Raw genomic sequence first — 13,440 nt, 5'->3', positions numbered from 1 at the left:
GTTCGCCGCGCCCATGGTGTACTCGTGCTCCTCGCCGAGCGCCCTGATCCAGTGCCGCCTAGGTGCGAGGTGGTCCAGCACCAGCGAGGCGCGAGGTGGTCCAGCGCCGGCGAGGCGCGAGGTGGTCCAGTGCCGCCGAGGCGCGAGGGGTGCCGGCCCCGGCGTGGGGGTGTATGTTGGAACGTGTTGGGAAACGTGTGGGCGTGTGGGGTGGGGTGAAGGGATAGGTGCTGGCGGCACAGCGGCAGTCCGCGATCCTCGACGCAGTCCGTGCGACCGGGGGCGTACGCGTGGCCGACCTGGTGGACCGGTTCGGCGTGTCGGACATGACGATCCGCCGTGACCTGGAGATGTTGTCCGATCGTGGGCTGATCCTCAAGGTGCACGGGGGTGCGACGGCGCTGCGGCCGGGGGCCACCGAGGAGCCCGGTTTCGCCGCCAAGGCCGAGCTGCATCAGCGGCAGAAGGACGCGATCGCGGAGAAGGCCGCCGGGCTCGTCCAGCCGGGTACGGCGATCGCACTGTCGGCCGGCACGACGACTGCCCGGCTCGCCCAACGGTTGACCGCTGTCGAAGGGCTGACGGTGGTGACCAATTCGATCCCGGTCGCCGAACTCTTCCACCGCGCGGGCCGCCCGGACCAGACGGTCGTGCTGACCGGCGGCGTGCGTACGCCGTCCGACGCGTTGGTGGGGCCGATCGCGAGCGCGGCGGTCCGGAGTCTGCACGTCGACCTGCTGTTCCTCGGCGTACACGGGATGAGCGCCCGCGCCGGGTTCACCACCCCGAACCTGCTGGAGGCGGAGACCGACCGGGCGTTGATCGACTCCGCCCGGCGGACGGTCGTGGTGGCCGACTCCTCGAAGTGGGACGTCGTCGGCATCGCCACGATCGCCGATCTCGCGGCGGCGCAGGTGCTGGTCACCGATGATCAGCTGCCCGACGAAGCTCGCGAAGCCCTCACCCACGCCGAGATCGTCTGAAGCGCAACGTCGAGACCATGCGATGCGCGCCCCGAGATCGTGTGAAGCGCACGCCGAGATCATGTGAAGGAAAAGATGAAGCACACCTCGATCCGCTTGGCCGACGGCCGGGAGCTGATCTACTTCGACGAGGCCGACGACGCCGTACGCGCCACGGTGGACCAGCGGGATCTGGCCGCGCCCCCCGCGCCGACCCAGCTGCGGCGCGACCCGCTGACGGAGGAGTGGGTGGCGATCGCGAGCAGCCGCCAGGGCCGCCCGTTGCTCCCCCCGACCAGCGAGTGCCCGCTCTGCCCGTCGAAGCCCGACTATTTCACCGAGATCCCGGCCGACGACTACGACGTCGCGGTCTTCGAGAACCGGTTCCCCTCGTTCTCCACCAGCGCGCCGATCGAGCCGGGGAGCCTCTCGGGCGAGCCGCCAGAAGTGCGGTCAGACCTGAGCGACGGCTACCCGAGCACCCGGCCCGGCGTCGGCCGGTGTGAGGTCGTCTGCTTCACGCCGGACCACGAGTCGTCCTTCGGCAAGCTGCCGGAGAGCCGGGTGCGCACCGTCCTGGCGGCGTTGGCGCAGCGTACTGCCGAACTGTCCGAGGTGCCCGGCGTCGAGCAGGTCTTCTGCTTCGAGAATCGCGGGGTCGAGATCGGCGTCACGATGCACCATCCACACGGGCAGATTTATGCGTACCCCTATGTGACGCCGAGGACCCGGCAGCATCTCGCGGCCGCGCGCCGCCACCTCGCCGCCACGGGCCGCAACCTCTACGCGGACGTCCTGGCCGCGGAGATCGCCGACGGTGCGCGCGTGCTCGCGCGCAACGACCACTGGACCGCCTTCGTGCCGGCCTTCGCGCGCTGGCCGTTCGAGGTCCATCTCGCGCCGCACCGCCAGGTCCCGGACCTCGCCGCGCTGTCCGACGAGGAGCGCGAGGCCGCGGCCCCGCTGTGGCTTTCACTGGTACGCGGTTTCGACGCACTCTTCAACGGCGCTGACCGCACTCCTGGCGGCTCGCGCGAGCACTCCCCGGCTATGCCGTACATAGCGGCCTGGCATCAGGCGCCGGTACGCGAGGACCGTGAGCTGGCTTACCTGCACCTGCAGCTGTTCAGCATCCGGCGCGGGCCGGGGAAGCTGAAGTACCTGGCCGGTTCGGAGTCGGCGATGGGCGCGTTCGTCAACGACATCCCGCCGGAGGAGGCCGCGGCCGCGCTCCGGGCCGCAATCCAGGCGACCTTGTCGTAGGTCCCAGCTAGTGTCGGGGGCATGCGACCGCTGCATGTCACGCTGCCCGACGCCGTCCTGAGTGTGCGCCACTTCGGGGAGGGCGCGCCTGGTCGTGGGTTCCTGCTGGTCCATGGGCTGGCTTCCAACGCGCGGCTGTGGGACGAGACGGCGGCCGCCCTGGTGGCGGCAGGTCACCCGACCTGGGCCGTGGACCTGCGAGGGCACGGCGACTCGACGCTGCCCGACAATGGTTTCGACACGGCGACCGCCGCGACCGACCTCGCGGCGGTCTGCGCCGCGCTCGACCTGCGGTCGGTGATCGCGGTCGGGCAGTCCTGGGGCGGCAACGTCGTCGTGCGGTTCGCCGCCGAGTATCCGGATCTGGTGTCGGCGGTGGCGCTGGTCGACGGCGGCTGGATCGACCTGGCCGGTGAGTTCGCCGACTGGGCCGACTGCGAGCAGGCGCTGCGGCCGCCGTCGGTGGACGGGATGCGGGCCGGCGACCTGGAGGCGTACCTGCGGAAGGCGCATCCCGACTGGTCCGACGCCGCCGTCTCGGCCACGGCGTACAACCTGCGTGAGCTGCCGGACGGGACGGTCGAGCGGCGGTTGCCGATCCCCCGGCACATGGAGATCGTCCGGGACATGTGGGACCACCCTGTCTGGGACTGGCTACCCCGGATCACGGCGCCGACTCTGCTGCTCCCGGCGCTGCCCAACGACCCCGTCCGCGCGGAGCGTACGCGCGCCCGGGTCGACCGGGCCGCCGCCGCGCTGCCCGACGCCCGGGTCCAGGCGTACGCCGGCGGCGACCACGACCTGCATGCCCAACGGCCCAAGGAACTGGCCGCCGATCTGCTGAGCCTGGCGGGGTGAACCGATGACCGAGCTGATCGTCCTCATGGGATCGGGCGAGACGACGCCCACCATGATCAAACCGCATCGAGCGATCCTCGACCGCGTCGGCGACGCTCCCGCCGTCCTGCTCGACACTCCTTACGGCTTCCAGTCCAACGCCGACGACATCTCCGCGCGGGCGGTGGCGTACTTCAAGGCCAGCGTGGGCCGCGACATCGGCGTCGTCTCCTGGCGCCGCCGCGACCTGCCGGCCGTCGAGGCCGAACGGGCGCTGACCACGATGCGGCAGGCCGAGTGGCTCTTCGCCGGTCCCGGCTCCCCCACGTACGCACTGACGCACTGGCGGGACACGCCGATCCCGGGCCTGATCACGAAGTCGAAGGTCGTCGTCTTCGCCAGTGCCGCGGCGCTGACCCTCGGGTCCCACGCCATTCCGGTCTACGAGATCTACAAGGCCGGGCTCGATCCGCACTGGGTTCCGGCGCTCGACATCTTCCGCGAGCTGACCGGCGTACCGGCGGTGATCATCCCGCACTACGACAACGCCGAGGGCGGCCACCACGACACCCGGTTCTGCTATCTCGGCGAAGGCCGGCTCGCCCGGATGGAGCAGTGGCTCCCCGAGGAATCGGTGATCGTCGGCATCGACGAGCACACGGCCGCCCTCGTCGACCTTCCGAGCGGATCGGTGCAGGTCGTCGGCCAAGGCGGGCTGACCTTGCGGCGACGCGGCGAGAGCCGGGTCTACCCCACCGGCAGTACGCTGCCGCTGGAGGCGCTCGCCGACACCACGGCCGCGGCCGCTGTCGCTCCCCCAGCCCCGGCATCGCCCACGGAACCGCTCGCCGACCCCGGCGCCGCCTCCGTCGGCGAAGTCGCCGACGCGCTCAACGCCCGGTTCGCCACCGCGCTCGCCGCCCAAGACGTGCAGGAATGCGTCGCCATCGCGCTCGAACTGGAGACCGCGATCGACGACTGGGCGGCCGACACCAACGTCTCCCCCGACCACGAGCACGCCCGCAGCCTCCTGCGCGGCATGATCGTGCAGCTCGGGCAGTTGGCGACCGACGCACACGAGGCGATCCCCGCCCTGCTGACCTCCGTACGCGCCGCCCGCGAGCTGGCCCGGGCCAACCGGGACTTCGCGATGGCCGACGCCCTCCGGGACGCGCTGACCGGAGCCGGCTTCACCGTCCAAGACCAACGCCTCACCTGACCACCCCCGCACAAGCAGACGAGGCCTGGCCAGGACTGGCACAAGGACGCGCACAGGGGCCCGGATAAGGGACGGGGCGGACTCCCATCGGAGCCCGCCCCGGGGAAGGGACAGCAGGTGAATTCACTTCGGGTGAGTGCGGCTGGCTCCGCCCTCACTATTCGTAACGAATCACCCAAACCGGAGTAACGCGGTCAGGCCGAGAGTCGCTTGGCCAGGTTCGTGTCGAGGGTGTTCATGAACTCCTCGGTGGTCTGCCACGGCGCGTCCGGCCCGATCAGCAGGGCGAGGTCCTTGGTCATCGCGCCGCCTTCGACGGTGTCGATGATGACCTGCTCCAGCGTGTCGGCGAACTCGGTGACCGCCGGGGTGCCGTCGAGCTTGCCCCGGTGGGCCAGACCGCGCGTCCAGGCGAAGATCGACGCGATCGGGTTGGTCGAGGTCTTCTGGCCCTTCTGCCACTGCCGGTAGTGCCGGGTGACGGTGCCGTGGGCCGCCTCGGCCTCGACCGTACGCCCGTCCGGCGTCATCAGGACGGAGGTCATCAGGCCGAGCGAGCCGAAGCCCTGGGCGACGATGTCGGACTGGACGTCACCGTCGTAGTTCTTGCAGGCCCAGACGTAGCCGCCTTCCCACTTGAGCGCGGCGGCGACCATGTCGTCGATCAGCCGGTGCTCGTAGGTCAGGCCCTTGGCGTCGAACTCCGCCTTGAACTCGGCCTCGAAGACCTCGGCGAAGATGTCCTTGAACCGGCCGTCGTACGCCTTGAGGATGGTGTTCTTCGTCGACAGGTAGACCGGGTAGTTCCGGAGCAGGCCGTAGCTGAACGAGGCGCGCGCGAAGTCGCGGATCGAGTCGTCGTAGTTGTACATGCCCATGGCGACGCCGCCGCCGGGGAAGTCGGCGATCTCGAACTCCATCGGCTGGCTGCCGTCGGCCGGGGTGTAGGTGACGGTCACCTTGCCGGGGCCGGGGACCACGAAGTCGGTCGCCTTGTACTGGTCGCCGTGCGCGTGACGGCCGACGACGATCGGCTTGGTCCAGCCCGGGACGAGCCGCGGCACGTTGCTCATGATGATCGGCTCGCGGAAGATCACGCCGCCGAGGATGTTGCGGATCGTGCCGTTCGGCGACCTCCACATCTTCTTCAGACCGAACTCCTCGACGCGCGCCTCGTCGGGCGTGATCGTCGCGCACTTGACGCCGACGCCGTGCTGCTTGATGGCGTTGGCCGCGTCGATCGTGACCTGGTCGTCGGTCGCGTCACGGTGCTCGATGCTGAGGTCGTAGTAGTGCAGGTCGACGTCGAGATAGGGCAGGATCAGCTGCTCTCGGATCTGCTTCCAGATGATCCGGGTCATCTCGTCGCCGTCGAGCTCGACGACCGGGTTGGTCACCTTGATCTTCGCCATGGCGCCGGGCGCTCCCCTCGGAGGTGTTGGCAAGTCGCATTAACAGTACGAGCGTACTGCCATTGACTCCGAGGTGCCGACCGGGGGCGGGAACCCCGCCAGGATCACACCCCCAAATCGGCCGAAACCCGCTCAGGCGCCCCAGTTCACCTCGCCCCGACCGGCGTCCTGGAGGGCGGCGTTAGCCTGGGAGAACGGGCGGGAGCCGAGGAAGCCACGGGGATTCATCGGGCTGGGGTGCCCCGCCTCGACGACCACGTGGTTCGGGTTGCGGACGAGGGCCGCCTTCTTCCGGGCGTAGCTGCCCCAGAGCAGGTAGACGACCCGGTAGGGCGACTCGTTGACGGCCTTGATCGCGGCGTCGGTGAAGGACTCCCAGCCCTGGTCGGCGTGGCTGGTGGGCTTGCCTTCCCGCACGGTCAGCACCGCGTTGAGGAGCAGTACGCCCTGCTGCGCCCAGCGGGTCAGGTCGCCGTTCGGCGGCGGCGTCACGCCGAGGTCTTCCTGGATCTCCTTGTAGACGTTCCGCAGCGACGGCGGAACCGAGACGCCCGGCCGGACGCTGAAGCTGAGCCCATGTGCCTGGCCCCGCTTGTGATAGGGATCCTGCCCCAGAATCAGCACCCGGGTCTGCGCCGGCGCGCACAGCCGGAAAGCCGCGAACAGATCGTCGAGGGGCGGATACACCGTCTGGGTGGCGTACTCAGACTCCACAAAGGACGACAGGCGTCCCACGGCCTCCAGGTCGAGGTGTGGCTTCATGACGTCCCGCCACTCACCAGGCAGCAGTTCAACGAGGTCAAGTCCCATAGCCCGACACCCTACCGTCCACCCCCGACAAGCAGATGGGGGCGGAGAGCCCGCCCCCATCCACGGTACGTCAGAGGCTGACGATGTCCGCCTGCTTGGCCCGGACGGCCTCAGCGGCCTCCTTGAGCCCGGCCAGCTCCGAGTCCGTCAGCGCGGTCTCGACGACGGACTTGATGCCGGAGGCGCCGATGGCCGCCTCGACACCCAGGTAGACCCCGTTGATGCCGTACTCACCGTCGACCCAGGCGCAGACCGGCATCACGGCGCCGCTGTCCTCGGCGACCGCCTTGGCCATGCGGGCCGCGGCCGCCGACGGCGCGTAGTACGCCGAGCCGGTCTTGAGCAGCGCCACGACCTCGGCGCCGCCGTTGCGCGTACGCACGACCAGCTCCTCGATCTTCTCCGCGGGCAGGAGATCGGTGAGCGGCTTGCCGTCGACGGTGCACTGGGACGGGACCGGGACCATGGTGTCGCCGTGCGAGCCGAGGGTCAGCGTCTTGACCGACTTCACCGGGACGTCGAGGGTCTCGGCGACGAAGTTCGTGAAGCGCGCGGTGTCGAGCATGCCGGCCTGGCCCATGACCCGGTTCTTGGGGAACTGGGTGGCGATCTGGGCGAGGGCGGTCATCTCGTCGAGCGGGTTGGAGACGACGATGACGACGGCGTTCGGGGCGTGCTTGGCCACCTGCTCGGCGACGCCACGGACGATCTTGGCGTTGACGCCCAGGAGGTCCATGCGGCTCATGCCGGGCTTGCGCGGCAGGCCGGCGGTGATCACGACGATGTCGGAGTCGGCGATCGCCTCGTAGCCCTCGCCGTTCGGGCCGGTCGTGACGCCGACGATCTTGGTCTCGAAGCCTTCGATCGGGCGGGACTGGTTCATGTCCAGCGCGAGGCCCTCGGGCTTGCCCTCGACGATGTCGGTGAGCACCACCGTCTCGAAGACGTCGTACTCCGCCAGGCGCTGCGCGGTCGTCGAGCCGTAGAAGCCGGCGCCGACGACGGTGACCTTCTTGCCCATTGTTCAGACCTTCCCAAAACTGCGGCCCACGGGCTCGCATCCTCACGTTCACGACCGGCGATGCCGGACGTCTCGCACCATAGCCCCGCGGCCCGGTCCGGGGCCGTCCGGGTCCGGTTCGTGTGTTCTTCAGTGGTACGCCCACCGCAGCATACGAAGCCGCCGCCCGGCGCCAGGGGGTTCCGGCGTGGGCGGCGGCTTTCGATATCGGGGGTGATATCGGGGGGTGATCTTCGGGGGTTACGTCAGCTGCAGCTGGTCGCGATCCCGTGCGACTTCAGCCACGAGGCGGGGTTGATCTGGCCCCACATGCCCTTCCACACCTCGAAGTGCAGGTGCGGGCCGGTCGAGTCGCCGGTGGAGCCCTCGTACCCGATGACCTGGCCGGGGGTGACCTTCTGGCCGGCCTTCACCGCGGTCTTGTTCATGTGCGCGTAGTGGGTGTAGGTCCCGTTGCCGTGGTCGATCAGCACCGAGATGCCGTAGCCGGAGTAGTTCCAGCCCGCGGCGACCACAGTGCCCGCGCCGACCGCGTGCTCGGGGGTGTTCTCGGCGGCGGCGAAGTCGATCCCGGCGTGCAGTACGCCCCATCGCTGCCCGTAGCAGGAGGTGACCTGCGCTCCGGGAAGCGGGCTGACCCAGGCGGCGGCCTTCTTGGCCTCCGCTGCCTTCTTGGCGGCGGCGGCTTCGGCGGCCTTCTTCGCGTCCGCCGCCTTCTTCGCGGCGTCGGCCGATGCCGAAGCGGAAGCCGATGCCGAAGCGGCTGCGTCCCGCGCCGACCGGTCGGCGATCATCGCGGCGGCGTTCCGGGAAGAGTCCAAAGCGTCAGCTGATGTGGGGGTTGTGGGGGTGGTGGAGAGGTTCGCCGCGGCGAGCCCTACTCCGGTGATGCCGGCAAGCGCCGTGACCACAATGACCTTGCGGCTCTTGCTGGCGAGGCCGCCCCGAACCCGGGTGACGAGGTACGCCATCCGGCGTCGCCCAGCGTCCAGAACGGTCTTCGAATTATCCTCAGGCACCAATGCCTCCCTCGGTCCTCGTTGACACGAGGCCCAAGATTGCCTGGTCAGAGCCCTAGTGGCGACCCTTAGGGGTAACGGGTATCCGGGGAAATCGCCCATTTCCCCAGAATTTATTTCAATACCATGGCATGACCTGAGTCACAGTGATGCCTGTGACTATCATCACTTCGAATCAGACATCGGGGCGTTCGGCGGGCAGCCTTGGGCAAGCCGGGGAGCAGCAAAAACGCCCACACCGAAACGGTGTGGGCGAATGTGGTCGAGAGGCCTAACTGAAGATGTTCTCCATCTCGAGCTTCAGATCGACGCCGTGCTGCTTGAACCAGGCGACCGGCTCGACGGCTTCGCCGTTGACGTGGATCTCCAGGTGCAGGTGCGGTCCCGTCGACTGGCCGGTGTTGCCGACGAGCGCGATGACCTGACCGGCCTTCACGTGGTCGCCCGCCTTGACCAGCAGCTGCGAGGAGTGGCCGTACACAGTGGCCAGACCGTTTCCGTGGTCGATCATGACCATGTTCCCGTATCCGCCGCGCCATTCGGCGATGACCACGGTGCCGTCGTGGACGGCGGTGAACGGCGTGCCTTCCGGCGCGGCGAGGTCGACGCCCTTGTGCGGGCGGCCCCAGCGCATGCCGAAGTTGGAGGTGAACTCGTAATCGTGCAGCGGCAGCAGCCAGGCGTCGGACGCGGCGACGGTCGTGGAGGCCAGCCCGGCACCACCGGTGCGGTCGTTACGGCTGGTCTGATCGGCGGCGGCGTTACGCTCCTGCGCGAGAGTCCCACTGTCGGTGCTGTCGAGTGCTGCTGCGTTGGCCTTCTGGTCGGGCATCGCGGCGCCGGCGCCCAGCGCGACGATTCCGGCTCCGACCAGGGCGGTGGTGACTACGCCGACGTATCGGCTGCGGGGGGGCGTCGGGACGCGGCGGCGTCCTCGATACTTATCGCGCTCTCGTAGCGGCTCTGGCCGGTACTGCAACGCAAACACCCTCCGTCGATGTGGCCCGGTGGCGTTCTCCGGACCCGACCACCTCGGTGAATTTCAGGTGATCCTGACCTTGTGCATCGGTAGCGCAGTCAAAGGCACTGCGGGACAACGTAGCGAACCCCTAGGGGTTCACACAAGCTCCGATGCGTGATCAACATACGGACAGTGCGAGTGTGCGACACGAAGTGTCCGAGTCCGACACTATTAGGCAGGAAAATCGTTGATTACTCTCCGTCGCATTTGGAGAACCCTGCGGTAGCTTCCGACCGGCTTACCAGTCAAGGCTTCCGCAGGTTACCGTTCGTTAAGGCCCGCGACGGACGGCGGGCAGGCCGAGAGGGTGGAAGCAAATGTCGGATCCCATCAGGGTGGTCGTCGCCAAGCCGGGCCTCGACGGGCACGACCGGGGAGCCAAGGTGGTGGCGCGGGCACTGCGCGACGCCGGCATGGAGGTCGTGTACACCGGGCTGCACCAGACGCCGGAACAGATCGTGCAGACCGCCATCCAGGAGGACGCCGGCGCGATCGGCCTGTCCGTACTCTCCGGCGCGCACCTCACCTTGTTCCGCCGGGTCGTGGAACTGCTGAAGGAACGCCAGGCGACCGACATCGTCGTGTTCGGCGGCGGCATCATCCCGGACGCCGACATCCCCGAGCTGGAGTCGCTCGGCGTCGCCAAGATCTTCACCCCCGGCGCGACCACTCAGTCCATCGTCGACTGGGTCCGCGCCCACGTCCCCACCACCGTGAGCTGACCGCCCGGAGCGGGTCACTCCCGATTCCGGCCCGGCCAGAACCGTGGAAAGCACAAAAGGGAGGAGCCGGACGCACCCCTCACACGTCCGGCTCCTCATATGCACGACGCCCCGCCGCCACCCCTCGACCGACAGGGCATCGGCCGTTTTACCTTGTCAGAGCCACCCCTCAGTGCTCCGACATCCACTTCAACGAGGCCTGACCGGGCGGGTTACGCGGCCCGAGAAAAAAGATCCGGCGGATGTTCCGGCCCGGCTGTGCCGCCGAGCGGCTGGGCGTACGCCGGTCGACGTGGGGTGATGCGGCCGGCTGTGGGATCGTGCACATATGGGTACCCGAACGGCCGTTCGGGAGGGGGGCGGAAGCTAGGCTGCCGCTTAAGATGGCCCGTCTCATCAGGCGACGGGCTCCCCAGACGGACGGAACGGGACGCTTACGTGGACCTGTACGAGTACCAGGGGCGCGACGTCTTCGAGAAGCACGGGTTGCCCGTGCTCGGCGGCGGCGTGGCGGCGACCCCCGAAGAGGCCCGGACGATCGCCGAGCGCCTTGGCAAGAGCGTGGTTGTCAAGGCTCAGGTGAAGGTCGGTGGCCGAGGCAAGGCCGGTGGCGTGAAGCTGGCGGCGACGCCGGACGAGGCCTTCGACCGCGCGAACGACATCCTCGGCATGGACATCAAGGGCCACACGGTCCACAAGGTGATGCTGGCGGAGACCGCCGACATCGCCGACGAGTACTACTTCTCCTACCTGCTCGACCGGGCCAACCGGACCTTCCTCTGCATCGCCAGCGTCGCCGGCGGCATGGAGATCGAGCAGGTCGCGCACGAGACGCCGGACAAGGTCGTCAAGCGCCCGATCGACGCGACCGTCGGCGTGACGCCGGAGATCGCCCGCGAGATCGTGACCGCCGGGCAGTTCCCGGCGGAGGTGGCCGACCAGGTCGCCGACATCGCCGTGAAGCTGTGGCAGACCTTCGTCGCCGAGGACGCCACGCTGGTCGAGGTCAACCCGCTCGCCAAGACGGCCGAGGGCAAGGTGCTCTGCCTCGACGCCAAGGTGACGATGGACGAGAACGCCGGCTTCCGCCACCCCGATCACGAGGCGCTGGAGGACAAGTCGGCGGTCGACCCGCTGGAGCAGGCCGCCAAGGCCAAGGACCTCAACTACGTCAAGCTCGACGGCGAGGTCGGCATCATCGGCAACGGCGCGGGCCTGGTCATGTCGACCCTCGACGTGGTCGCGTACGCCGGTGAGGAGTTCGGCGGCGTCAAGCCCGCGAACTTCCTCGACATCGGTGGCGGCGCGAGCGCCGAGGTGATGGCGAACGGTCTGGAGATCGTGCTGTCCGACCCGGCCGTCAAGAGCGTGTTCGTGAACGTCTTCGGCGGCATCACCGCCTGCGACGCGGTCGCCAACGGCATCCTGCAGGCGCTGGCCCTGCTCGGCGAGCGCGGCGAGAGCGTCACCAAGCCGCTGGTCGTCCGGTTGGACGGCAACAACGCGGAGGCCGGCCGGGCGATTCTGGACGGCGCGAACAACCCGCTCGTAGAGCGGGTCGACACCATGGACGGCGCCGCCAAGCGCGCCGCTGAGCTCGCCGCAGTGGGGGCATGACATGGCCATCTGGCTCACCAAGGACTCCAAGGTCATCGTCCAGGGCATGACCGGCTCCGAGGGGTCGAAGCACACCCGCCGGATGCTGAAGGCCGGGACGAACATCGTCGGCGGCGTGAACCCGCGCAAGGCGGGCACGACTGTCTCGTTCGCCGAAGGCGAAGCCGGTCAGCACAGTGACGGCACCGAGGTACCGGTCTTCGCGACCGTGGCCGACGCCATGGCCGCCACCGGTGCCGATGTATCTGTGATTTTTGTTCCTCCCGCCCACACCAAAGCGGCCGTGATCGACGCGATCGACGCCGGCATCGAGCTGGCCGTCGTCATCACCGAGGGCGTACCGGTCCACGACAGCGCCTCGTTCTGGGCGTACAACGTGGCCAAGGGCGCCAAGACCCGGATCATCGGCCCGAACTGCCCCGGCATCGCGTCGCCCGGCGCGAGCAACGCGGGCATCATCCCGGCCGACATCGCCGGCTCCGGCCGGATCGGCCTGGTCAGCAAGTCCGGCACGCTGACCTACCAGATGATGTTCGAGCTGGCCGACATCGGCTTCTCCACCTGCGTCGGCATCGGCGGCGACCCGGTCATCGGGACCACGCACATCGACGCGCTCGCGGCCTTCCAGGAGGACCCGGAGACCGAGGCCATCGTCATGATCGGCGAGATCGGCGGCGACGCCGAGGAGCGGGCGGCCGAGTTCATCAAGGCCAACGTGACCAAGCCGGTCGTCGGTTACATCGCCGGCTTCACCGCGCCGCCCGGCAAGACCATGGGTCACGCGGGCGCGATCATCTCCGGCTCGTCCGGCACCGCCGAGGCGAAGAAGGCGGCCCTCGAGGCCGCCGGGGTCAAGGTCGGCAAGACCCCCTCGGAGACGGCCCGCCTGATGCGCGAGATCATGGGTCGTTAGTTCAACGGGTACGCCTGAAGGAGCCCCCGGTGCCGTCATCCGGCGCCAGGGGCTCCTCGCGTTCGCCTAGTAATTCGAGTTGTTGCTGCTGAAGACGCCCGCGCAGAGCGCGATGAGACCACCGATCACGGCGATCGCGGTGAGCGCGATGCCGAGCCAGAAGGCGACCTTGCCCAGAGTGGCGTCGCTGTTGGTCTTCTTGGCCTCGTTCATCGAGAGCCAGCCGAACAGGATGCCCAGCGGGGCACAGCAGACCACGCCGAGGACGATGCCCAGGATGCCGAAGAGCATCGTGTTGTTCTTGCCCGGGGCTACCGGAGTGACCGGCGCCTGATAGGGCGGCGGGTACTGCTGCCCGCCCGGCGGCTGCCCGTACGGCGATCCGCCCGGTGGTGGCGGCGTACCGGGTGGCTGGTAGGCCGAACTCTCGTAGATCGATCCACCGCCGGTGGTCGGCGCCTGATATCCCCCACCCGCGTTCGGGTCGTACCCGCTACCGGTGCTGGGTGGTTCGTAACCGCCGGCCGCGCCGGAGGTCGGGGTGGCGCCCGTGTCGCCGTCGTTGCCGGAGGAGCCGCTCGGGGGCTCGTAGGGCGAGGGCGTCGGGTTCTGGTCCGTCATGCC

13 protein-coding genes are annotated in these 13,440 nt (G+C 69.0%); 7 read left to right on the top strand and 6 right to left on the bottom strand.

Annotated features, from left to right (window positions below):
- Window positions 1–227 precede the first annotated feature (227 nt).
- From AB0M47_RS30040 to AB0M47_RS30025, 4 genes are all read left to right on the top strand, one after another.
- A complete protein-coding gene (locus AB0M47_RS30040) occupies window positions 228–983 on the top strand; it encodes a DeoR/GlpR family DNA-binding transcription regulator (RefSeq protein WP_363419959.1) in 756 nt (251 codons plus the stop codon).
- A gap of 75 nt (window positions 984–1,058) precedes the next feature.
- The gene (galT, locus tag AB0M47_RS30035; RefSeq protein WP_363419957.1) at window positions 1,059–2,225 is read left to right on the top strand and encodes a galactose-1-phosphate uridylyltransferase; all 1,167 of its coding nucleotides are present in this window, start codon (window positions 1,059–1,061) and stop codon (window positions 2,223–2,225) included.
- A 21-nt stretch (window positions 2,226–2,246) separates the two neighbouring features.
- Entirely contained in the window at window positions 2,247–3,083 is an 837-nt protein-coding gene (locus tag AB0M47_RS30030) for an alpha/beta fold hydrolase (RefSeq protein ID WP_363419955.1), read from the top strand.
- A gap of 4 nt (window positions 3,084–3,087) precedes the next feature.
- Window positions 3,088–4,281, top strand: a complete 1,194-nt coding sequence (locus AB0M47_RS30025; RefSeq protein WP_363419954.1) for a hypothetical protein — start codon at window positions 3,088–3,090, stop codon at window positions 4,279–4,281.
- A 194-nt stretch (window positions 4,282–4,475) separates the two neighbouring features.
- Here AB0M47_RS30025 and AB0M47_RS30020 read toward each other — a convergent pair whose 3' ends face one another.
- The 5 genes from AB0M47_RS30020 to AB0M47_RS30000 form a co-directional block, all read right to left on the bottom strand.
- Window positions 4,476–5,693: an NADP-dependent isocitrate dehydrogenase gene (locus tag AB0M47_RS30020; RefSeq protein WP_363419952.1), complete on the bottom strand. Its 1,218-nt coding sequence runs from the start codon at window positions 5,691–5,693 to the stop codon at window positions 4,476–4,478.
- 132 nt (window positions 5,694–5,825) lie between these two features.
- Complete coding sequence (locus AB0M47_RS30015; protein ID WP_363419950.1) at window positions 5,826–6,503, bottom strand: uracil-DNA glycosylase; 678 nt, start codon at window positions 6,501–6,503, stop codon at window positions 5,826–5,828.
- Between the two features lie 70 nt (window positions 6,504–6,573).
- Window positions 6,574–7,524 carry a malate dehydrogenase gene (mdh, locus tag AB0M47_RS30010; RefSeq protein WP_363419948.1) on the bottom strand — a complete coding sequence of 317 codons (951 nt, stop codon included), beginning with the start codon at window positions 7,522–7,524 and terminating at the stop codon, window positions 6,574–6,576.
- A gap of 245 nt (window positions 7,525–7,769) precedes the next feature.
- Window positions 7,770–8,543 carry a M23 family metallopeptidase gene (locus AB0M47_RS30005; RefSeq protein WP_363419946.1) on the bottom strand — a complete coding sequence of 258 codons (774 nt, stop codon included), beginning with the start codon at window positions 8,541–8,543 and terminating at the stop codon, window positions 7,770–7,772.
- A gap of 271 nt (window positions 8,544–8,814) precedes the next feature.
- A complete protein-coding gene (locus AB0M47_RS30000) occupies window positions 8,815–9,522 on the bottom strand; it encodes a M23 family metallopeptidase (protein ID WP_363419944.1) in 708 nt (235 codons plus the stop codon).
- A gap of 359 nt (window positions 9,523–9,881) precedes the next feature.
- Here AB0M47_RS30000 and AB0M47_RS29995 point away from each other — a divergent pair, with 359 nt between their 5' ends.
- From AB0M47_RS29995 to sucD, 3 genes are all read left to right on the top strand, one after another.
- The gene (locus AB0M47_RS29995; protein ID WP_253760069.1) at window positions 9,882–10,286 is read left to right on the top strand and encodes a cobalamin B12-binding domain-containing protein; all 405 of its coding nucleotides are present in this window, start codon (window positions 9,882–9,884) and stop codon (window positions 10,284–10,286) included.
- Between the two features lie 438 nt (window positions 10,287–10,724).
- Window positions 10,725–11,903 (top strand): ADP-forming succinate--CoA ligase subunit beta, encoded by a 1,179-nt coding sequence (gene sucC, locus AB0M47_RS29990; RefSeq protein ID WP_253760068.1) that lies wholly within the window; start codon window positions 10,725–10,727, stop codon window positions 11,901–11,903.
- A gap of 1 nt (window position 11,904) precedes the next feature.
- On the top strand, window positions 11,905–12,816 hold the full coding sequence (gene sucD / locus AB0M47_RS29985; RefSeq protein WP_363419942.1) for a succinate--CoA ligase subunit alpha: 912 nt from the start codon (window positions 11,905–11,907) through the stop codon (window positions 12,814–12,816).
- A 66-nt stretch (window positions 12,817–12,882) separates the two neighbouring features.
- On the opposite strand, the gene AB0M47_RS29980 is transcribed toward sucD, so the two are convergent.
- The gene (locus AB0M47_RS29980; protein ID WP_363419940.1) at window positions 12,883–13,437 is read right to left on the bottom strand and encodes a hypothetical protein; all 555 of its coding nucleotides are present in this window, start codon (window positions 13,435–13,437) and stop codon (window positions 12,883–12,885) included.
- Window positions 13,438–13,440: the final 3 nt, after the last annotated feature.

The sequence above is a fragment of the Hamadaea sp. NPDC051192 genome (genome assembly GCF_040682475.1).
In the GTDB taxonomy this organism is placed as follows: Bacteria; Actinomycetota; Actinomycetes; order Mycobacteriales; family Micromonosporaceae; genus Hamadaea; species Hamadaea flava.
The sequence above is the reverse complement of the archived record's forward strand: the minus strand, read 5'-3'. Positions and strand labels throughout refer to the sequence as shown.